Source organism: Noviherbaspirillum humi, from assembly GCF_900188095.1.
Lineage (GTDB): Bacteria > Pseudomonadota > Gammaproteobacteria > Burkholderiales > Burkholderiaceae_D > Noviherbaspirillum > Noviherbaspirillum humi.
In genome coordinates this window covers 40,282-56,756 of record NZ_FZOT01000022.1, presented here as the reverse complement: position 1 = coordinate 56,756, position 16,475 = coordinate 40,282, and the positions used below count along the sequence as shown (strand labels likewise).

Genomic DNA, 16,475 nt, shown 5'->3' with positions numbered 1-16,475 from the left:
ATATAAACGCCAATAACAATGAATAGTCAGGTCGAACGTGAACAATTCAGCGAACGCCTCAGCGTCGCCTTGGAAACGGCGGGTTTCCAAAGTAACAGTGCAACCAGGCTTGCCGAACTCTTCAATAGTGTTAGTTCCGAGAACGTCAGTATCCACGCGGCTCGCAAATGGCTGATAGGACAGGCGATTCCCACCCAAAATAAGATTCGTGTGCTGGCACAAATGCTCAACGTTGAGCCTGAATGGCTCAGGTTTGGCACCCCGGTGCAAAATTCGGCGCCAGAGCCACAAGCAACGGATCTACTGACCGCCTCACTGTTGCACAACTTCACCCGCTTGGATGAAAAGCATAAAAAGGTAGCGGTCCAGATGCTTAGAATATTGGTGGAACTGGACTGAGCGCGACACAGACCGATTAGCGCGGGGCTTTCATTTCATTGCCGGCATATTCGCCAGCAGTTCCGTATTGCGGCCGCAACGCCGTCTCCCTTGCCTATAAATGCAAAACCCCGCTGTAAGCGGGGTCTGATAGCGTCTGCGGATAAGTCAGGCAGCTTGCTTCTTCGCCTTGCGCCGTGTGACAGCAAATCCGAGCAGTCCAATGCCAAACAGAGCGAGGGTCTCAGGCTCCGGCACGTTACCACCGTTTATAACAATCGACTGAATGCCACTGCTAACGCCATATGCGGTTCCACCGTAAATGTTGAAGTAAGTGCTACCGGCAGTTGGATCTGACAAGTAGAAATATGCTTGGCTTACGAACAGGTTAGACGGATCAATAGTACGGCTAATGTCTAAAGAGTTAGAGGATCCGACAAACGTGTTCCAGTAATCATAAGCGTATTGCTGTATTTCAACGTACGAACCGTTATCGGTAATTCCAGAGCCATAGGTATATACCTCGTCAATGTCGTAACTCGTGTTTCCTGTACTCACGCCATTGGCAATGAAACCTTGGCCACTATAGCTATTGCTGATAGTGGTTGCGTACGAATGTCCATCTACATTAACCGAAACGCTCATTGGAGCGTAACCATAGGAACTGCTGTACTGATTAGGATAACTTTCGTTCCAGTAATTATTATTAGTATCGAAACTGGTTGTTAGCGTGAAGGATTTGCCGAAGAGACTACCTCCACCGAAAAGACCTGAGTAATCGTAACTGTCATTGTAGCCACCGGAGATCGTCCCACTCGACGTATAGGTAAAGACGGTAGCAGACGCGGAACTGGCAACACCGACGGTAAGAGCGACGGCAGCAAGAATCGAAGTGATGGCTTTCATGAGGGCTCCTATTTTCAATAATTGTTCTATAGCAACTTACGGGCCAGCATCACAAATCTGATTAAAATCAAATGCTTGGTGGAAACACATGTGGAGGAAGCTCGGTAGATGTAAAGAAACTCGACACATCTCCCTATTTGCTTCTGGTAGCTTTCATTCATCACTTTGCTACCCCGTTGATCTTCTCGAAGGTACGCAAGCTTCCCAATCCCAGCATGCCGAGCAGCAGCTGCCACAGGTTGTCGTCTAGCCCGGGCAGCGGCGGTAGCGTGTGCCCTGTCAGTAGGGCTATCCAGGTCACGATCGGACGCAGCAGGTATTGATAGACCAGCGCGGCGCCGCAAACCCAACCGATAAACGGGCGCCAGCCCGACGTGAAGACGGAAGCGTTTGCCGCCTCGGCCTTGTTGATCTCCAGCTGCCCGACAATCTGCGTCAGCTCACCGGACTGGTTTAGCTTGAATAGCTCGAGCTTGGCGGCAGCCGCTTGGCCAGGGTCCGGCCACAGCCGGTCGATGACCTTGCTGCCGACGTCGAGCACGGCGGTGACGGGATCGAGTGCCATTACGCCGCCCCCAGCAGCAGATTGTTTGCGATTCGGTCCACCCAGCCGCGGGAAACGTCTGGCCATATCTGGCAATCCTTCATGTATTTCAGCCGGTAGGCATCAAAGCGCATGATGATTTTCATCGGGTCGGTCGACCGCACTGCCTTGACAGTCTGGGCACCGATCACGCCGTCGACAGTCACGCCGGCCGCCTGCTGCAGCCATTTCGCGGGATAGCCGCCGTTGTAGGCCGCGTCGATCACTTGGAACGCAATTCGGTCATCGAACTGGTCGCACTGGTACACGTCCCAGTACTTGGTCTTCGCGATCGCCTTGGCCATGTTCAGTGGCAGATCCTGCATGCGCCCCTTGTAGCCCCAGGCGCGCGCCACCGGCGCCGATACGCCCCACATCGTACCGTCGAGGGTGCCAACACCGACCTTCCCGCCAGACCAGTTGCCCGGGTCCTTTGGATTGTCACTATAGCGGCCCTCGTTGCCGATCAGCTGCTCAAAGGCTTGGTCAAAACTCACGTCCCGTTCCTCCCGTTGATGAGATGCATGATCCCGGTGATCGCTGCCCAGACGGCCGCCGCCTTCACCACAACCGTGCCGACGAAGTTGAGGAACCTTCCCCCCGCTTTCGAGACGCTGAGGATCTCGAGCATCTCCTTGATGCCCTTGCCCTGCTCTTCGTGACTTTTTTTGATGTCGGCAAAGTCTTCCTTCATCTCTTTCGTTAGGTCGGTGTTTTCCTTAATCTGCGCCGACATGGCGCCCATCCGCTCGTCACCCTCGCGCAGGCGTTTCAGTACCGCTTCCCGGAATTGCCGATGCATGTCTTCCGTAAAGCGCTCTTCCTGGTCCATTGGTGCCCCTTTCTTGTTATTGGCAATAAAAAAGCCCGCTTGAGCGGGCCTGGTAGGTGACGCCACCTAAAGCTTGAGCGTCTCGTCCGCCGCCAACAGCCGATAGCGGCCGTTATCCAGCACCACGGGCACTCCTTCGGACGCCACCCGGCGCCGCAGCCGGCCCTGGTAGAGCACGACCGGCTTGGCGCCGGTGCCGAGCGAGGCATCGGTGATCTGGCGCAGCCTGACGCCTTTCAGCAGCAGCGCATATTTCCCCCGGCCGAGCAACACGACCAGCGCCACACCGGCCAATGTGAGGCCACCGATGCCGGCTTTGGCCATGCTGCGCCGCACGCCCGCCGCACCGGCCAGCGCGAGACCACCGGCCGCCATTCTGGCCACGCCACGGCGCACGGTCGCGGCCCCCGCCAGCGCGAGCCCGCCGATCGGCGTGAGGACGCGCTGTTGCAGGGCGCCGGCATAGCCGACCGCCGCCGAACCAGCCAGCACCAGGCCACCGCTGGCCGCGCGTGCCGCACGCCGCAGGAAGGATGAAGTGCCCGAAAAGGCAATACCGCCTGAGATCGCCCGCAGCGCGCCACGTGCCAGGGTGGCAGCGCCGGAGAACGACAGACCGCCCGAAAGTGACGCAATGCGGCCGCGTAGCGTGGTGGCGGATCCCGCCAGTGTCAGGCAACCTGATGGCACGCGGGCCGCGCCGCGCAATTGGGACGAAGCACCAGACAAGGACAGGCCACCAGATGGCGACGGGATGCGGCCGCGCAGTTTAGTGGCGGCTCCTGTTAGAACAATGCCGCCGGCGGGTGAGCGGGCACCACCGCGCAGCTGGGAAGAAGCCCCGGAGAAGACAAGGCCGCCGGATGGCGTCACCGTGAGCGACGCAGGGCCGCCTCCACCGCCGCCACCGGACGTCGTCGCACCGGTACCCAGCGGCCGCGTACCGAACGAGGATGCGCCGAAACTCATTTAAATCTCCGGCCAACCGGTTGAAAAATCGTAGGCGGAAACTGCTTGCCAATCAGTGAGCGCCGCGACCGCATCACGATGCCGGCCCGCGTTGCCGGCGATGACCGCTTCCAGCATCGCCAATTGGTCGCTGTTGGCCTTGACCCGCTGCGCCAGTTCCAGCACCGTGATTTGCCGCGCCTGCGCTTCCATCGTCAGCATCGGCGTGTCGGCGCTGGCGTCAGCCAGGTAGGCAATGGCTTCCTTGACCTTTAGCGGCCAGGAGGACATTTCGGCGGGCGAGATGCCGGCAACCACCTTGTTGCGCAGCTTGGCGGCGTGCGCATCGATGGCCGCGACCTTGGCCGCGCGCGCACCCGCGGCAGCATCGAAGCTGTCGATGATCGCCTGCACGGCTTCGTCGTTCGACGAAATCCAGACGCCGTTTTCTTCATGCAGCCAGTGGCCGGCGGCGCGAATGGCCTGGTGCAGCGCATAGCCTTTTTCGATGTAATTGATCATGCGATCACCTTTAAGCCGATCCAGGCATTGCCATGACCAGAAGCGCCCGGATCATTCATCGACGCGCCGGACAGCGACGGTGTGGCTGGCAAGCCCGATGCAAAACTGCCGGCCACACGCAGCGTGTCGCCGTAGCCGTAGCCGTTCGAGCGGCAATACAGCGAGTCAATGTTATTCGTATTGCCGCCAAGGTCGATCTGCACGTCGCAAATCATGCCGATGACATACCAGCCAGGCGGCAGCCAAATCCCGTTGGCGGGCGCCCAGGAGGCGACGGCGGTATCGGTTTTGAGGCCGGTGGCGCTCAGGTTGACGTTGTTGAACGTGACCAGCTTGTTATTTGGAAGGCCATTGTGGCCGACATCGTACAACGCCCATTTCAGCGTGCCCGCGCCGGAAGTGGTTCTCAGGTCGATGCGGATGCCGGTTAGCAGGCCGGCAGTGGACATCTTATATCCGGCGTAATACTCGATATTCGGGTAAAACGTGCGCGCCGAGCCGTTGCTGCCGGCCTGCATGTGCTCCGAGATGGGATAAAGCGCCCACAAGTTGTCAGCGTCGGTGATCTGCTGCCTGCCCGGCTTGAGCGCGCCGGCGATCTCGGCCAGCGGCGCCATGCGGATCTTGATGTTGCCGCTCGCCGGGGTCGATCCGAATGCCAGGGCCGCGACCGAACTGGATGCATCCTTGTAAGTTGCGCCGTCCCAGGTGATCTGTGGCCGACTTCGGGTGAGGACGTTGGCTGCGACCGTGCCGATGCCGGACTCGAACTTCTTGTTCACCGTGTCCTCGATGACATAACGCACCGTGGTCGCGCCCGTGCCGAGCACCGTCGAAAAGCGCGGCGTGTTGGCAATCGCGGTCAGCGTGACCGCGCCGTTGCCGCTGGCGCCGGCAATGGCGGTCGTCGTTTCTTCGACATAGTTACCTGCTCTCATACCACTCCCCAATCGTCGGTTAGCCGCTGCAGCCACTCCAGCGGGATGCCCTCGCCGTCGGTCTTGTCCGGATGGATGTCGGCGTGTTCATGCACACAGCGCAGCAGCGTATCGAGCGCCAGCGGGTGCACCGCATGCTTCTTGTGTGCTTCGACTAGGTAGCGGTCACCTGGGCCGACGATCGATTCGATGCCATCGATCTCGACGCGGGCCGAACCGCGCACGCATTCCATCCAGTGGTCAAAGGTGTGCGCATGCAGGCGGGTATGGCACCCCGGCACGTCGAAATCCATCTCGATTACCACCGCACCGGGTACCACACTGATCGACGTCAGCGGGCCGTCATCATGGGTTCGGTACTTCATTTCATCGACTCCATTCGATTGTTGATGCAGTGGTCTTTCCACCGCGTCTTGTCCAGCAGCCCGCAGAACCAGGCGCAGAACCAGCACGGCCGGCGCTCGATGATCTGCCAGCCGCAACGCGAGGAAACGGTTTCCCGTTTCCCCTTCGCCAGCACGTTCAGCAGCACATCCAGCGCCCACCAGATGTTGCCGAGGTATAGCGCGAGCGCCCTCATCATTCCGCAGTGATTTGCGGCGTCAGCTGGATGTTGTCGCCGTTGGCGGCCGGGGTGAAGCTGGTGAAGGGTTCGGCCAGCACCAGGTCGCCCGAGGTCAGGCGCGTCGCGTAGTACCCGTAGATAGTCGGGTTGGTCGTCAGCGCGCCGGTAAAGGTCCAGGTCTGCTGCGCATAGGCCGCCGTTGACGGATTGCCGCCAGTGATGGTCCAGTTCGCGCCGGTGAGCGTCTTGGAAGCGTAGCCGCCGCCCGCGGCCTCGGTAAAGGTCGAAGCGGTGTCGGTCTCGGCCGGCGTGATGTTGTTGCAGAACAGGCGATACACCAAGTTTTCCGGTGCAGCCTTGTTCACGAGGTAGCTCAGGGCGATGACTTCGCCACTGTTGGCAACGGTAATCGTCATGCTGCACCTCCATGCTGGTAACCAAGGCTGATCAGGACGGCCTCGTCAGGCCGGCGCGGGGCCGGGATATCCTCGATGGTCGCCTGGCGCAGATCCGCCAGCTGCGACCGCACCACCACCGGCACCGGCTTGTCGTTCTGGTCGAGCATCATCAGCGTGGTGCCATCCGGCTTGGCGAAGGTCACTTCGCCCATGGCGTCAATGCCGCAGCCGGTCAGAATGCCGACGGCGCCGTCCTGGGTGACCACCCACATGCCCACGCGCAGGCGCGCCGCGGCGAGCGCATCCTGATGGATGAAGGGCCGGTTGAGCGCAATGGCGATGGACTGCGGCATGCCTTGCGCGGCGCTGTCGGACTGATCTGGTAATAAAGTCATTGAAACCCTCACAAAGTAATAGGGGTGGTGGGATGAAACAGCAATTCGGTTGTCGACAGCGCCGTGCCAATCGGCAGCACGACGTTGCCCGTGGCATAGGCGCCCGCCGTGGCCGCATCGACAATGCCGCCGGCCGTGGTACTCAGGTAATACGCCGCACCGGGAGTCAGGCCTGACAAGCCGGCCATCACGTTCCCAGCGAGGTAGACGGTGGCGGCAGCGCCCGGCGCCACGCCCGCTTTCACGAAGCCGACCGCCTCCTTGCCTTCGGCCACGGCGCTGGCGTTGGCAACCGTGCCGTCTGATTTCACGTAGACCAGCGCATTCGGGGCCAACGCTTCCGCGGCGGTCAGGGTCACCGCCGATTGCCCGCGCGCGCCTGGCGGTCCTGCGGTAAAGACCTGCACTACCTCGCGCTGCGGCGGGTCGACGACGATGACGTTGTAGGTGACGGGTGCGCTCATGCTGCCCTCGTGGTATTGACAACAATCAGGCCCATGCCCTGCGCCAGCCGCTCCACGACGACACCGTCCGCGATCAGCTCGACGTCGAACACGAAGCGCACCTCGTTGATCTGCGGCTGCAGCGCCACCGGCAATTCGAGGGCTTCAGTCACCGCGGCCGGAAAATCAAACTGAAAGGCGGGAATCGTCTCGCCATCAAGGTCGACCGTGGTCGGGCCGATCGTGCCGGCGCTCTGGGTCAGCTCGAACAGGACCGGGCGCCCCTGGCCCAGGCGCGCCTGCATGAGGATCTCGTCGTATCCGGAAAAGTCGCGGTAACTGGCGTCAGTCGCGTTCTGCAGCGCGAACGCGGCCTGGTACGGCGCGCCCTGATAAATCTTCGGCAGGCGCACCACGCCGGATAACGCCATCTGGCCGGGCGCCAGGTCGAACTGGATCGGGATCGGATTGGGCAGCATGGGGGTCCAAAAAATAAAGCCCGCGTGCGGCGGGCGGGTTACTTGCAATGTCGTCCGGATGGATCGAAAGCATCGAGCAGCGAATGGCAAATCCAACACCCGAGCGTGCCTCTCCAGCCGACGCCCGAGCGACAGTGGCGGGACACGCGCGCCGACACCAGCCATTCCCGCGGCAGCTCGAGGAAGAGCAGCGAGGCGACCATTACGTTGCAGGCGAAGTCGATGACCAGCCCGAGATAGAGGATCGGCAGGCCGAGCAGGTAGGCGGGCCTCGGGATCGTGCCCGCATCGCGGGCACGCTGCAGGCTCATCACGGCGAGGTAAAAAAGCCAGAGCAGGTAAGCGCCGGCGAAGCAGCCGGCCACCAGCTGCAGGCCGATCACAGGTCGACTCCGCGGAAGGCGGTCTGCACGTTCGCCGGCGTGGCCGCGACGATGGCGCCATAGGCTGCCAGGATGGCATCGCGCAGGCTGCTTTCATCGGTGGCGGCGAGAATGCCGGCATTTTTGGTGATGTCGAGCAGCGACTGGCGCGTGGCCACGATCGCCTGCGCGGTGGCGGCATCGCCTTCGGCCAGCGCCGCGAAGCCGATGCCGGCCAGGCGGTTCAGGATTTCCTCGCGCTTGATGCGCACGACATTCATGGCGCCGACGAACACGTCGGCATAGGCCGACGTTGGATTCTGGATGGCGGCGATTTCCGCTTCCGTGGCCAGCCGCATGTCGTCAGTGATGAACTCGTCTTGTGAACCATCGTCTTCAAAAGCGAACAATCCGCCGGCAGCGTTAATGTAATGTTTCATGCGTTACCTCCTTGTTAGCGCATCTCGCGCCATGCCAGCAAGTTTGCTTGGGTTGCAGACGCTTGATAGGTCGCCCCTGGGGGCACGATGGCTACCACCGCCAGCGCATCATTACCAATGCCTCCTGCCACCCGGCTGTTGTTCGCAATACTGCTCACGCCCCCAATGGTGAGCGCAAGTGCTACCGTGCTATTGGACACTGAGTTCGTAGCGCAGACCGAAATCATGATTGGCTTGCCGGTCGTATTGGTGTAGCTCGTGTTCAGCGCGCGGCTCGACGTGACGTCGGTCCAGCTTTGGCCCAGGCCGATGGCTGCCGCAGCGACGAACGCCGTGGTCGCGGCCTTGGTCGTGCTATCTCCCTGTGACTGGGTCTGGAACACGCCGGCCGAGCGCAAGGCGGTCAGGAGCTGCGTGTAGTCGCCCTTGGCCAACGCGATGCCGGCGGCGGCGATCACCGAGACCAGCGTCTCCTGCACGTCGTTGAGCCAGGCGGCGTCCAAGACGCTGGCCGGGATGCCCGAAGACGGATTGCCATCGGTAAAAAGATTCCCTACCGCATAACCTGCGGCATCGGTACGGTGCATGTGTTTCTCCTTACGAGTAAGCGAAGAGGACGGTCGTGTGCGCCGGCTTGAACCGGCTCAGCACGGCCTCGAGCAGCTGGTTGCCCCAGGCATTGAGCGGATCACCCGCCGCCGACTGGCCGGCCCGAAATGGCGTGACGGTGTTGAGCGCCCCGTTGACCTGCCAGGCATGCCGCCACGCGCCGTTGGTGAGCCGGGCGCCGCAGCGGCTTACCCCCGCCTGGAATGGTTTGAAATCGGTGATCGTCACCGTGTAGCCGAGCGCGCCGGCCAGCGCGATGAAATACGCCGGCGACTGCCCGCCGACGGTCGTCAGCCGGGTCACCAGTGCCGTTCTGCGCTGCGCCACGCTTTGCGACAGGCCGGCGACCACCAGCGCCGGATCCGGCAGGCCGGCATTTCGCTCCCAGTCGGCCAGCAGCTCGGCGGTGGTGCGCGGATCGGCTTCACTCACCAGCTGCTCGGAGCGGGCATCGATGCGCGCCAGTTCATCGGCTGCCGCCTGCAGCAGCCGGGTCAGCGCCGCGTCATCGTTTCTCGGCCAGACGGCGCCGTGCGGCAGCAGCGCTTGCAGCTGGCGCAGGTAGTCGATCGCACTTACAGCCATGTGATCGCTCCCATGACCGGCATGTGGCCGGTGGCGCTGACGACATCGGCGCTTGGCGACACCAGCACGTGATTCGCCTCACCGGCGGCGGCGCTGATGGCGGCACGGATATGCGACAGGTACAGCGTGCCGCCCGGCGTGGCTTCGCGCAGCAGCAGGTCCGCCAGTTCCGCCTGGATCGCCGCCTGCACCGCCGCCGTGTTAGGGCTCACCGCCTGAATCTGGAAATTCAGGGTATCGGCGATCGGCGCGGCCACCGTCACCTGCGCCGTCACCGGGCGCCGCGCATCGAGATACGCCTGCACCGTCGCCACCTCGCCCGCATCCGGGATCAGGCTGGTGTCGTTGTCGCGCACGAAGCGCACGGTCACCGTACCGGCGCCGAGCTCCTGCGGATACACCCAGGCGCGCGTGACACCGGCGACTTCCAGAGACCAGGACAGATAATCGTTGCTGCTGCCGCCATGCGGCGGGGTCTGGATTCTCGCCAGCAGCCGGGATCGCAGCGCGTCGTCGGCTTCGGCATCGGCCGCGCCGCTCAGGCCGCCGGTGGCCACGCTGGCCGACGAATTCACGCCCACGACCGGCGACACCAGCACCAGGACCACCCCCGCCGCGGTATTGGCGGCCGCGCCGCTGGCGATAGAGGTCACCGCGGCGGTGCCGGTACCGGCGGACAGCGTGACGTCGGCGCTGGTGCGGAATTGCTGGCCATCGGCGCGCTGCAGCAGCGAGCCGGCCGGCACCGTGGCGCCGGCAGATCCGGTCAGCGTGACGTTGCCGGTGGCAGGCGCCGCGGCGGTGCGGGTGACGCCCCAGATGCCGGCCCAGCGATCGAGGTATTCCTGCTCGCAGGTGTCGATCATGAGCTGCGCCGACAGCCAGTCGAGGTACCCGTACAGGCCGCTGGCCGCGCCGCCGTTGACGTAGGCCAGCACGTTCAGCACGCTGGCGGCCAGGCGGGAATCGCCCTCGGGCAGCCGGCTGTTCATGTCGGCCAGCGCGCGGTCGATCAGCGTTTGAAGGGTGGGACGGTTAAAAGGCATCAGCTCCTCACTTGGTTGGCATCGGTCCAGGCGAACTCGAAGCGGAATTTCTGCGGCGCGCGCCGCTCGCGAATCACCGTCACGGCCAGTCCGAGCACGCCGGGCGCCACGATTTGCGCATCGACCGTCACCCTGCTGGCGACGCCGTCATCGACGAGCCACTGCAGCGCCTCCTGTGCATACTCGCGGGCGCGAGCGACGATTTCGGGGAGTTGTTTTTCGCGGCCCAGCAGCCACAGCCGCGAACCGATGCGGCGCCCGGCGCCGACGCCATCCAGCGCATCGCCCCACCAGCCGCGGCGAGACGCCGCCGGATCCGGCAGCGCATCGTCGCCTTCGGCGCGGCGATCGGTAAATAGAGATAACAGCACCGCGGTCTTGATGTCGTGGTCGCAGGCTACGTCTCCGCCGGCAAAGCCGATATCGGCGCGCGCGCCGGGGCCATTCCAGAACAGTTCGATGTCCATTTACATTGCCTGATTCGGGGTATTGACGGTGCCGCCCTGCGGATCGTTGTGGGTGTGGCTGTTGTAGGTGCTGCGCATGGATGCCATCGTCTTGCCCGTGCCGCCGCCCTGGTCGGCGATGTTCTGGGTGGCGGTGATGTTCTGTTGGCCGACGATGTTCTGCGTCACCTCCAGCTGCGCCTCGATGCGCACCTTCGGCGTGTTGGTGAAGGTGATCTGCTTCCCGGCACCATCGACCACGATGCCGTCGCGGGTTAAATGCACCTTCTGGCCAAGGTCGTCATAAATTGCCACTTCACCGCCGGCCAACCCCGTCAGCCGATATCTCCGGTCGTCGACGGCGATGATCAGGCCGTGATCGCGATTGCCGCCGACAAACGCCAGCACCGCCTCGGCGCCCGGCAGCGGCACCGAGGTGAAGCCATACTCCTGGATGCGCTCGGCATCATCCTGCACCTCGTCGGCCAGCAGCTGCGCCTGCGCGGTCTGGATCGCGCCGGCATCATTGACGACGGACAGGATCGCCCGGCCCACCATCAGCCGCACGCGGTTGCGCATGTCCTCGGTCAGCCGGTTCACCATTTCAATCATTTTTTGACCACCTGAAATTTGCTGACTGTTGCACCCGCGGCGGGATCCGGGATTTCCGGCAGCTGGTCAAATGCCTTGTCCGACACCAGGGACAAATCCGCCGTGGAGCCGCCCTCGTCGAGCTTGTAGGTGACCGATGAAATCAGCCACCAGCCATCGAGCCGCATCCATGGGCATTTCACGCGCACCATCTTGTTGATCTGCCACAGCTCGCCGGTATCCGGCTCGCGCCAGCCCTGCACGGTGATGACCACCTTTTTCGACTTCGCTTCCCGGTTGGCCGCCTCCCATTCGGCGCGCAGCCGGCAGCGCCGGGCATCGGCCTGCGTCTCCGCCAGGATGATCAAGGGTCGATAGCGCGTGATCTGCGAGTTGCCCGTCTTTGCACCTGGTGCGCGGGCGACCGTCGCTTTCGGTGCGGCCGTGCTCAGATCAAATTTGCCGGCGCCGGCCGCCGCCGCCTGCCCTTTCACCGTGATCTCGCTGAACAGTGCCGCGTGGCTATGCTCGAACGACGCACGCAGGATATTCTTGCCCTGCTCGAGCACGGTGGCGCAATGGCCACCCATGCCGGCGCGCGTGATGACCAGGCCACCTTCGCCATCGGACACCAGCAGCACGCCTTCGTTGCGGGCCAGCTTTTCCAGCGTTTTGAACACCGTCTCGCCGTTCTGGCACGCCTGCTTCGGCACGTGCCCGGCAACCCGTGCTTTCTTCGGCGGCGTGCCCTTCTTGCCCGCCTTTTTCTGCTTGGTGGTCAGCTTCTTGCCACCGACCGTCTCGTCGAACACCTCGATGCCGTACGGCGTGCACAGCGCGCTGGCGATCTGCTCGAAGGTCTGATTGGCAAACGCCGTCGACGGCGCCGAACAGTCGACCAGATCGCCGGCCCGGTCCCGCCCGGTGACTTTGATGTCATGCGCGTTGGCGTCGTAGCTGACCGCCACCGCGTCGACATAGCCCGAGATGACCGTGTCGTCGCCGATTTCGATGGAGCACGCTTCCCCTGGCGGGATCACCCAGTCCTTCGGCTGACCGGGCCAGCGCTCGGTGATGCCGAGCTCGAAGGTGCCGGCCAGCTGCTCGATGCCGGTGCGCACGGTGATCGCCTTCCAGCCGGCGAACACCTGCCCGCCGACTCGCAGCGTCAACAGATTGGATGGCGTCATGGTTATTCGTTAATGAACTGCAGCGGCGCGCCGGCGGCAACGAAGCCCGGATGGCGCACCCGGTTACGCGCCACCAGGTCCGCATCGCGGGCGGCGTCACGCCAGGCATCGCCATAAAAATCGTGCGCCAGCACGACACTGGGCAGCACCGCGCGCGGCGTGATGCTCACCAGCTGCGGCACGCCGGCCGTCTGCCTGCTGAAGTGTTTAATCGCATCGGTGCGCAGCTGCACAATGGCATCGGCCGCATCCTGCGAAATGCCGTCGGCCAGCAGTACCGCATCGGCGCGGCTGACGATCTCGGCGCGCAGCATTCTCGCTTCCGTCAGGGTTTGCGGCTCGGTCGTGGCCAGCGTATACACGCGCTCGACCGCCGCTGCCTGCTGCACCAGGCCAGAGAGTGCGGCGCGGTTGCCGGCCTGCGCCTTTCTCGACGGCGTGACTGCGCTGCTGGCAATCGCCGGCAAGGCAAAGCCGAGCAGCGCTGTCAGGTCGGAGGCGCTGCGCACCAGCGCCAGGATGCCCCGCGCCAGCGCCGCCGGATTCAGCAGCGAGCCGGCGAGATTCTCGGGCAACAACGCGGCCAGCGCCGACACCGGATTGGCGCGCAGCATGGCCAGGTTGCCCAGCGCCACGCCGGGTAGCTTCAGCAACTTGCCAACCGAATCGAGCGCATCCTGCGCCACGAAATCCTGGACATCGTCGACCGAGAAATCGCTGGCGAAGCTGTCCGCAATCGCCTCGCCGCTGGCCTGCTTCTGGTCATCGAGCACGGCCCGGGTATCGGTGCTGGCCTGCGGCGTTTCCTGCTGGCCAGCCTCCACGAAGGTCATGGTCACCTTGACCATGCCGCCTTCGCGGGTGGTTTCCGTCAGCTGCACGTCACCGCTGACGACCACCGACAGGGTGCCGTAGTACGGGTGCACCAGCTGGCCCGGCCCCGCTTCCTCGATCGCGGCCAGCAGCCGGTCGCGGCCGGCCATGTAGTCGGCGCCGACGATCAGCGCCTCGACCTTGTATTCCCGCGCCTTGCGGCCCATGTCTTCCATGTACGGGATGTCGCGCTGCGGATATTCGTGCCGTGCCAGGCGCCGGCCAGCGTTCAGCGTGGCGCCATCGACGGAAAACGGCACACCGCGAAAGCTCGCCGGCCGCAGGTTATCTCGCCATGCCATCTATGCCCCCGCCATCATGATGCCGGCCATCACGTCGATATCCATCGCATCGCCCGTCTTGGTCAGTTCCGTCACCTTGGCCTGCCCGCCCTCGACCTGGATCTTGAGCGTGCCGCCGACCTCGGTCTTGTTCTTGGCCGCCTGCGCTGCCGTCATGCCGTTGGCGCGATCGGTGGCGAAGGTGAAATTGAAGTTTTTCAGCGCCTCCGGCATCAGCTTGTCCGGCAGGATCGACTTGATGATGCCGAGGATGCCGTTGCCCAGTGCCTGCCAGGATTCCATCCACAATTGGATGATGCCGTCGAAAAAATTGACGCTGAACACCGATTTGATCCGGTTCCACGCGCCGCTGACGTAGTCGACGATGCTGTCCCAGTTCTGGTAGACGATGACGCCCAGCCCGACGACGGCAGCGATGATCGCGCCGATCGGATGCGCGCGCATCACCACCCAGAGGGTTTTGAGCGCCGCTATCGCCGCCGGCGCGAACTGCCACGCCAGCATGCCGATCTTGACCGCCACGCCGCCCACCGCCCATGCCAGGCTGCCGGCCGCCAGGATCACCGGCGACATGATCCCGCCCAGCATCGCCAGCGTGGTGCCGGTCGGGCCCAGCACGCTGTTGAGCGTCTTGAATGCGCTGCCCACCAGCTGCGCCACGCCCCACAGGCCTTTGAACATCTGCACGCCGAGATCGATCATCGCCGGCAGCTTCTGCAAGAAGGCGTCGAACTTGCTGTCGATCAGCGCCCGGTTCGCCACCACCCACTTCTGGATGTTCTCGAACATCGGCTGCAGCTTTTCCGCCAGGCGCAGGCCCAGCGCCGTCTTGATGCCGTTGAAGGTGCCTTGCAGCCGCTTCCAGGTCTTGTCGAACGCATCGGCCTGCTGCAGCTGGTCTTCGGTGAACAGCCGGCCATCGGCCCGCATCTCGGCGAACTTGTTCTTGATGCCGTCGGCGCCGCGGTTGAAAGTGCCCATCATGGTCTGGCCATTCTTGCCCATGAGCTCCAGCAGCACCGCCTGCTTGGCCAGGTCGTTTTCCGACCCCTTGAAGGCGCCGGCCATGCGCTCCATCACCTGCTCCGGCTTCATGGAGCGCAGCTCGGCCACGGAGATGCCGACGCCGGCGAAGGCGGCGGCCTGCTCCTTGCCGCCATGCGTAGCCTCGTTCATGGCTTTCTTCAGCTTGCCGATCGCCGCCGCGGCGTCTTCCATGGTGCCGCCGTCTTCTTCGACCAGCGCGCCGAACACCTGCAGCGTGTTGGCGTGCACCTGGTACTTCTCGGCCAAGTCTCCGACCTGGTCGGCGGTCTCGGCGGCGGTAATGCCAAAGCGCAGGATCTCGCCGATGGTGCCGGAATACACGCCGGCAATGCCGACCGTACTGGTGGCCAGACCCACCAGCGACTTCGACAGGTTGCCGACGGCCGACTTGACCGCACCGACTCCCGTGGCGTCATACAGCTTGCCCAGCGCCTTGTGCACGTCGCCGGCCGGCTTGATCAACCCTTCCAGCTTGGCGCCGACCTGGTTCAGCGTCGCGGTCGCCTTGTCGACGGCGGAAATGACGATTTCGGTCTTGGTCTGCGCCATGGTTCGCTTTAAAAACAAAAAACCCGCCATCAGGCGGGTTTCGAAGGAATGAAGTCGGATCAGCTCGCCAGCAAGTGCGCGAACTGCCAGAGGAATCGGACGCCGACGAACGACACGCCGCCCAGCACCAGCAGGATTAACAGCGCCGGGATGAGCCCGAGCAGGCCGGTGACGTACGTCCCGGCAATCAGCAGGCTGGAGACGACGCCGCGCTTGGGGTCGGTGGGCAGGGTGACCGGCAGGCCGTTATCGATGTGCTTGTCCATGCGGACATGGTAGCAAAAAATAACGGACTGCAACGGTCAGTCCTGCGCGCGCTGCGCTTCCGCAATCTTCTGCGCTTCAGCAGCCCAGAAGTCGATCTCCGCACCATCCATCTCCCAGATGTCGCTGGGCGGGAAATGAAAGATGTAGGCGATCAGGACGACGGCGTCGCGCCAGTGCCAGGCGCCAAAAAATCGGCTGCCTCCCCGACGATCTGCAGCGCGTCGGCCGCATCGAGTTCATCCATCACCGCCAGCGGCACGTTCGACATGATGGCGACGTATTTCAGGATGCCGCCGACCTTGCCGTCGGCGGGGCTGAGATCGACCGCCTTCATCTCCTTGGCCTTCAGCCGACGCAGCGTCAGCTCGGTGATGGTGCCGCCGTCAGGCGCGTTGACCGGAAACGAGAGCGTGTAGGTCTTCATGCCTGCTCCGCGGCGCTGCCGATGAATTTCACCGACGCCTTGCCGTCACCGGACTGCGGCTTGACCGGCATGGCCAGGCTGGCGTTGCGCACGATGAACACCTGCCCGCTGTCGCACTCGAAGGTGACGCTGGCATCCGCCGTGCGGTTGAGCGCGACGATATCGGTGTTGGCGTCGACGATGATGTCGCACTCGATCTCGGCGTGTACCGGCTTCTCGGTATAGCCGAGAAAGCCGTAATCGCCGACCACCGGGGTGCGCTCGACGCCGCCCGGATCCAGCTTGCCGGTGCCCGGCAGGCTGGCCAGCGTCAGGCCGTTGACGCGGATGAAGGCACGACCAAACATTTTGGACATG

At 63.5% G+C, this 16,475-nt stretch carries 27 protein-coding genes; 1 reads left to right on the top strand and 26 read right to left on the bottom strand.

Features of this window, described 5'->3' with window-relative positions; all coding sequences use genetic code 11:
* The first annotated feature begins 18 nt into the window (after nucleotides 1-18).
* On the top strand, nucleotides 19-399 hold the full coding sequence (locus tag CHB88_RS21725) for a hypothetical protein (RefSeq protein WP_089401450.1): 381 nt from the start codon (nucleotides 19-21) through the stop codon (nucleotides 397-399).
* Nucleotides 400-546: 147 nt separating this feature from the next.
* On the opposite strand, the gene CHB88_RS21720 is transcribed toward CHB88_RS21725, so the two are convergent.
* The 26 genes from CHB88_RS21720 to CHB88_RS21595 form a co-directional block, all read right to left on the bottom strand.
* Nucleotides 547-1,284, bottom strand: coding sequence for a PEP-CTERM sorting domain-containing protein (locus CHB88_RS21720; protein WP_089401449.1), 738 nt, complete (start codon nucleotides 1,282-1,284; stop codon nucleotides 547-549).
* 160 nt (nucleotides 1,285-1,444) lie between these two features.
* Nucleotides 1,445-1,849, bottom strand: a complete 405-nt coding sequence (locus tag CHB88_RS21715) for a holin family protein (protein ID WP_089401448.1) — start codon at nucleotides 1,847-1,849, stop codon at nucleotides 1,445-1,447.
* Nucleotides 1,849-2,364 carry a glycoside hydrolase family 108 protein gene (locus tag CHB88_RS21710; protein ID WP_089401447.1) on the bottom strand — a complete coding sequence of 172 codons (516 nt, stop codon included), beginning with the start codon at nucleotides 2,362-2,364 and terminating at the stop codon, nucleotides 1,849-1,851. The genes CHB88_RS21715 and CHB88_RS21710 overlap by 1 nt, the downstream gene beginning before the upstream one ends.
* Complete coding sequence (locus CHB88_RS21705) at nucleotides 2,361-2,699, bottom strand: hypothetical protein (RefSeq protein WP_089401446.1); 339 nt, start codon at nucleotides 2,697-2,699, stop codon at nucleotides 2,361-2,363. The genes CHB88_RS21710 and CHB88_RS21705 overlap by 4 nt, the downstream gene beginning before the upstream one ends.
* Before the next feature lie 66 nt (nucleotides 2,700-2,765).
* Complete coding sequence (locus tag CHB88_RS24885; protein ID WP_143131417.1) at nucleotides 2,766-3,668, bottom strand: hypothetical protein; 903 nt, start codon at nucleotides 3,666-3,668, stop codon at nucleotides 2,766-2,768.
* Nucleotides 3,669-4,169, bottom strand: a complete 501-nt coding sequence (locus CHB88_RS21695) for a hypothetical protein (protein ID WP_089401444.1) — start codon at nucleotides 4,167-4,169, stop codon at nucleotides 3,669-3,671.
* The gene (locus CHB88_RS21690; RefSeq protein WP_143131416.1) at nucleotides 4,166-5,143 is read right to left on the bottom strand and encodes a hypothetical protein; all 978 of its coding nucleotides are present in this window, start codon (nucleotides 5,141-5,143) and stop codon (nucleotides 4,166-4,168) included. The genes CHB88_RS21695 and CHB88_RS21690 overlap by 4 nt, the downstream gene beginning before the upstream one ends.
* The gene (locus tag CHB88_RS21685) at nucleotides 5,104-5,472 is read right to left on the bottom strand and encodes a cupin domain-containing protein (RefSeq protein ID WP_089401442.1); all 369 of its coding nucleotides are present in this window, start codon (nucleotides 5,470-5,472) and stop codon (nucleotides 5,104-5,106) included. The genes CHB88_RS21690 and CHB88_RS21685 overlap by 40 nt, the downstream gene beginning before the upstream one ends.
* A complete protein-coding gene (locus CHB88_RS21680; protein ID WP_089401441.1) occupies nucleotides 5,469-5,690 on the bottom strand; it encodes a hypothetical protein in 222 nt (73 codons plus the stop codon). Before CHB88_RS21680 ends, CHB88_RS21685 begins: the two co-directional genes overlap by 4 nt.
* Entirely contained in the window at nucleotides 5,687-6,088 is a 402-nt protein-coding gene (locus CHB88_RS21675; RefSeq protein ID WP_089401440.1) for a hypothetical protein, read from the bottom strand. The genes CHB88_RS21680 and CHB88_RS21675 overlap by 4 nt, the downstream gene beginning before the upstream one ends.
* On the bottom strand, nucleotides 6,085-6,465 hold the full coding sequence (locus CHB88_RS21670) for a hypothetical protein (RefSeq protein ID WP_143131415.1): 381 nt from the start codon (nucleotides 6,463-6,465) through the stop codon (nucleotides 6,085-6,087). Before CHB88_RS21670 ends, CHB88_RS21675 begins: the two co-directional genes overlap by 4 nt.
* A gap of 8 nt (nucleotides 6,466-6,473) precedes the next feature.
* On the bottom strand, nucleotides 6,474-6,929 hold the full coding sequence (locus CHB88_RS21665; protein WP_089401438.1) for a hypothetical protein: 456 nt from the start codon (nucleotides 6,927-6,929) through the stop codon (nucleotides 6,474-6,476).
* Entirely contained in the window at nucleotides 6,926-7,387 is a 462-nt protein-coding gene (locus CHB88_RS21660) for a hypothetical protein (RefSeq protein ID WP_089401437.1), read from the bottom strand. The genes CHB88_RS21665 and CHB88_RS21660 overlap by 4 nt, the downstream gene beginning before the upstream one ends.
* 38 nt (nucleotides 7,388-7,425) lie before the next feature.
* Nucleotides 7,426-7,770, bottom strand: coding sequence for a hypothetical protein (locus CHB88_RS21655; RefSeq protein ID WP_089401436.1), 345 nt, complete (start codon nucleotides 7,768-7,770; stop codon nucleotides 7,426-7,428).
* Entirely contained in the window at nucleotides 7,767-8,189 is a 423-nt protein-coding gene (locus CHB88_RS21650; protein WP_143131414.1) for a hypothetical protein, read from the bottom strand. The genes CHB88_RS21655 and CHB88_RS21650 overlap by 4 nt, the downstream gene beginning before the upstream one ends.
* Before the next feature lie 14 nt (nucleotides 8,190-8,203).
* Nucleotides 8,204-8,776 (bottom strand): hypothetical protein, encoded by a 573-nt coding sequence (locus CHB88_RS21645; protein WP_089401434.1) that lies wholly within the window; start codon nucleotides 8,774-8,776, stop codon nucleotides 8,204-8,206.
* A 10-nt stretch (nucleotides 8,777-8,786) separates the two neighbouring features.
* Nucleotides 8,787-9,383 (bottom strand): YmfQ family protein, encoded by a 597-nt coding sequence (locus tag CHB88_RS21640; RefSeq protein ID WP_089401433.1) that lies wholly within the window; start codon nucleotides 9,381-9,383, stop codon nucleotides 8,787-8,789.
* Entirely contained in the window at nucleotides 9,374-10,429 is a 1,056-nt protein-coding gene (locus CHB88_RS21635; protein ID WP_089401432.1) for a baseplate J/gp47 family protein, read from the bottom strand. The genes CHB88_RS21640 and CHB88_RS21635 overlap by 10 nt, the downstream gene beginning before the upstream one ends.
* Nucleotides 10,429-10,896 carry a phage GP46 family protein gene (locus tag CHB88_RS21630; protein ID WP_089401431.1) on the bottom strand — a complete coding sequence of 156 codons (468 nt, stop codon included), beginning with the start codon at nucleotides 10,894-10,896 and terminating at the stop codon, nucleotides 10,429-10,431. Before CHB88_RS21630 ends, CHB88_RS21635 begins: the two co-directional genes overlap by 1 nt.
* Nucleotides 10,897-11,487, bottom strand: a complete 591-nt coding sequence (locus tag CHB88_RS21625; protein WP_217900213.1) for a phage baseplate assembly protein V — start codon at nucleotides 11,485-11,487, stop codon at nucleotides 10,897-10,899. It lies immediately after the preceding gene.
* Nucleotides 11,484-12,656, bottom strand: coding sequence for a phage baseplate assembly protein (locus CHB88_RS21620; protein ID WP_089401430.1), 1,173 nt, complete (start codon nucleotides 12,654-12,656; stop codon nucleotides 11,484-11,486). Before CHB88_RS21620 ends, CHB88_RS21625 begins: the two co-directional genes overlap by 4 nt.
* Before the next feature lie 2 nt (nucleotides 12,657-12,658).
* On the bottom strand, nucleotides 12,659-13,831 hold the full coding sequence (locus CHB88_RS21615) for a DNA circularization protein (protein ID WP_089401429.1): 1,173 nt from the start codon (nucleotides 13,829-13,831) through the stop codon (nucleotides 12,659-12,661).
* On the bottom strand, nucleotides 13,832-15,427 hold the full coding sequence (locus CHB88_RS21610; protein ID WP_089401428.1) for a phage tail tape measure protein: 1,596 nt from the start codon (nucleotides 15,425-15,427) through the stop codon (nucleotides 13,832-13,834).
* Nucleotides 15,428-15,486: 59 nt separating this feature from the next.
* Entirely contained in the window at nucleotides 15,487-15,693 is a 207-nt protein-coding gene (locus CHB88_RS21605; protein WP_089401427.1) for a hypothetical protein, read from the bottom strand.
* Between the two features lie 152 nt (nucleotides 15,694-15,845).
* Nucleotides 15,846-16,118: a phage tail assembly protein gene (locus tag CHB88_RS21600; protein ID WP_089401426.1), complete on the bottom strand. Its 273-nt coding sequence runs from the start codon at nucleotides 16,116-16,118 to the stop codon at nucleotides 15,846-15,848.
* Nucleotides 16,115-16,474: a phage tail tube protein gene (locus tag CHB88_RS21595; protein ID WP_089401425.1), complete on the bottom strand. Its 360-nt coding sequence runs from the start codon at nucleotides 16,472-16,474 to the stop codon at nucleotides 16,115-16,117. Before CHB88_RS21595 ends, CHB88_RS21600 begins: the two co-directional genes overlap by 4 nt.
* Between the last annotated feature and the right edge of the window lies 1 nt (nucleotide 16,475).

Bases quoted from the DNA above. Each gene is read 5' to 3' on its own strand.
- CHB88_RS21715 (WP_089401448.1), bottom strand. From the start codon at position 1,849: ATGGCACTCGATCCCGTCACCGCCGTGCTCGACGTCGGCAGCAAGGTC.
- CHB88_RS21670 (WP_143131415.1), bottom strand. From the start codon at position 6,465: ATGACTTTATTACCAGATCAGTCCGACAGCGCCGCGCAAGGCATGCCG.
- CHB88_RS21635 (WP_089401432.1), bottom strand. From the start codon at position 10,429: ATGCCTTTTAACCGTCCCACCCTTCAAACGCTGATCGACCGCGCGCTG.
- CHB88_RS21640 (WP_089401433.1), bottom strand. From the start codon at position 9,383: ATGGCTGTAAGTGCGATCGACTACCTGCGCCAGCTGCAAGCGCTGCTG.
- CHB88_RS21705 (WP_089401446.1), bottom strand. From the start codon at position 2,699: ATGGACCAGGAAGAGCGCTTTACGGAAGACATGCATCGGCAATTCCGG.
- CHB88_RS21610 (WP_089401428.1), bottom strand. From the start codon at position 15,427: ATGGCGCAGACCAAGACCGAAATCGTCATTTCCGCCGTCGACAAGGCG.
- CHB88_RS21605 (WP_089401427.1), bottom strand. From the start codon at position 15,693: ATGGACAAGCACATCGATAACGGCCTGCCGGTCACCCTGCCCACCGAC.
- CHB88_RS21660 (WP_089401437.1), bottom strand. From the start codon at position 7,387: ATGCTGCCCAATCCGATCCCGATCCAGTTCGACCTGGCGCCCGGCCAG.
- CHB88_RS24885 (WP_143131417.1), bottom strand. From the start codon at position 3,668: ATGAGTTTCGGCGCATCCTCGTTCGGTACGCGGCCGCTGGGTACCGGT.
- CHB88_RS21650 (WP_143131414.1), bottom strand. From the start codon at position 8,189: ATGAAACATTACATTAACGCTGCCGGCGGATTGTTCGCTTTTGAAGAC.
- CHB88_RS21675 (WP_089401440.1), bottom strand. From the start codon at position 6,088: ATGACGATTACCGTTGCCAACAGTGGCGAAGTCATCGCCCTGAGCTAC.
- CHB88_RS21620 (WP_089401430.1), bottom strand. From the start codon at position 12,656: ATGACGCCATCCAATCTGTTGACGCTGCGAGTCGGCGGGCAGGTGTTC.
- CHB88_RS21695 (WP_089401444.1), bottom strand. From the start codon at position 4,169: ATGATCAATTACATCGAAAAAGGCTATGCGCTGCACCAGGCCATTCGC.
- CHB88_RS21680 (WP_089401441.1), bottom strand. From the start codon at position 5,690: ATGATGAGGGCGCTCGCGCTATACCTCGGCAACATCTGGTGGGCGCTG.
- CHB88_RS21630 (WP_089401431.1), bottom strand. From the start codon at position 10,896: ATGGACATCGAACTGTTCTGGAATGGCCCCGGCGCGCGCGCCGATATC.
- CHB88_RS21645 (WP_089401434.1), bottom strand. From the start codon at position 8,776: ATGCACCGTACCGATGCCGCAGGTTATGCGGTAGGGAATCTTTTTACC.
- CHB88_RS21720 (WP_089401449.1), bottom strand. From the start codon at position 1,284: ATGAAAGCCATCACTTCGATTCTTGCTGCCGTCGCTCTTACCGTCGGT.
- CHB88_RS21685 (WP_089401442.1), bottom strand. From the start codon at position 5,472: ATGAAGTACCGAACCCATGATGACGGCCCGCTGACGTCGATCAGTGTG.
- CHB88_RS21665 (WP_089401438.1), bottom strand. From the start codon at position 6,929: ATGAGCGCACCCGTCACCTACAACGTCATCGTCGTCGACCCGCCGCAG.
- CHB88_RS21615 (WP_089401429.1), bottom strand. From the start codon at position 13,831: ATGGCATGGCGAGATAACCTGCGGCCGGCGAGCTTTCGCGGTGTGCCG.
- CHB88_RS21600 (WP_089401426.1), bottom strand. From the start codon at position 16,118: ATGAAGACCTACACGCTCTCGTTTCCGGTCAACGCGCCTGACGGCGGC.
- CHB88_RS21595 (WP_089401425.1), bottom strand. From the start codon at position 16,474: ATGTCCAAAATGTTTGGTCGTGCCTTCATCCGCGTCAACGGCCTGACG.
- CHB88_RS21625 (WP_217900213.1), bottom strand. From the start codon at position 11,487: ATGATTGAAATGGTGAACCGGCTGACCGAGGACATGCGCAACCGCGTG.
- CHB88_RS21725 (WP_089401450.1), top strand. From the start codon at position 19: ATGAATAGTCAGGTCGAACGTGAACAATTCAGCGAACGCCTCAGCGTC.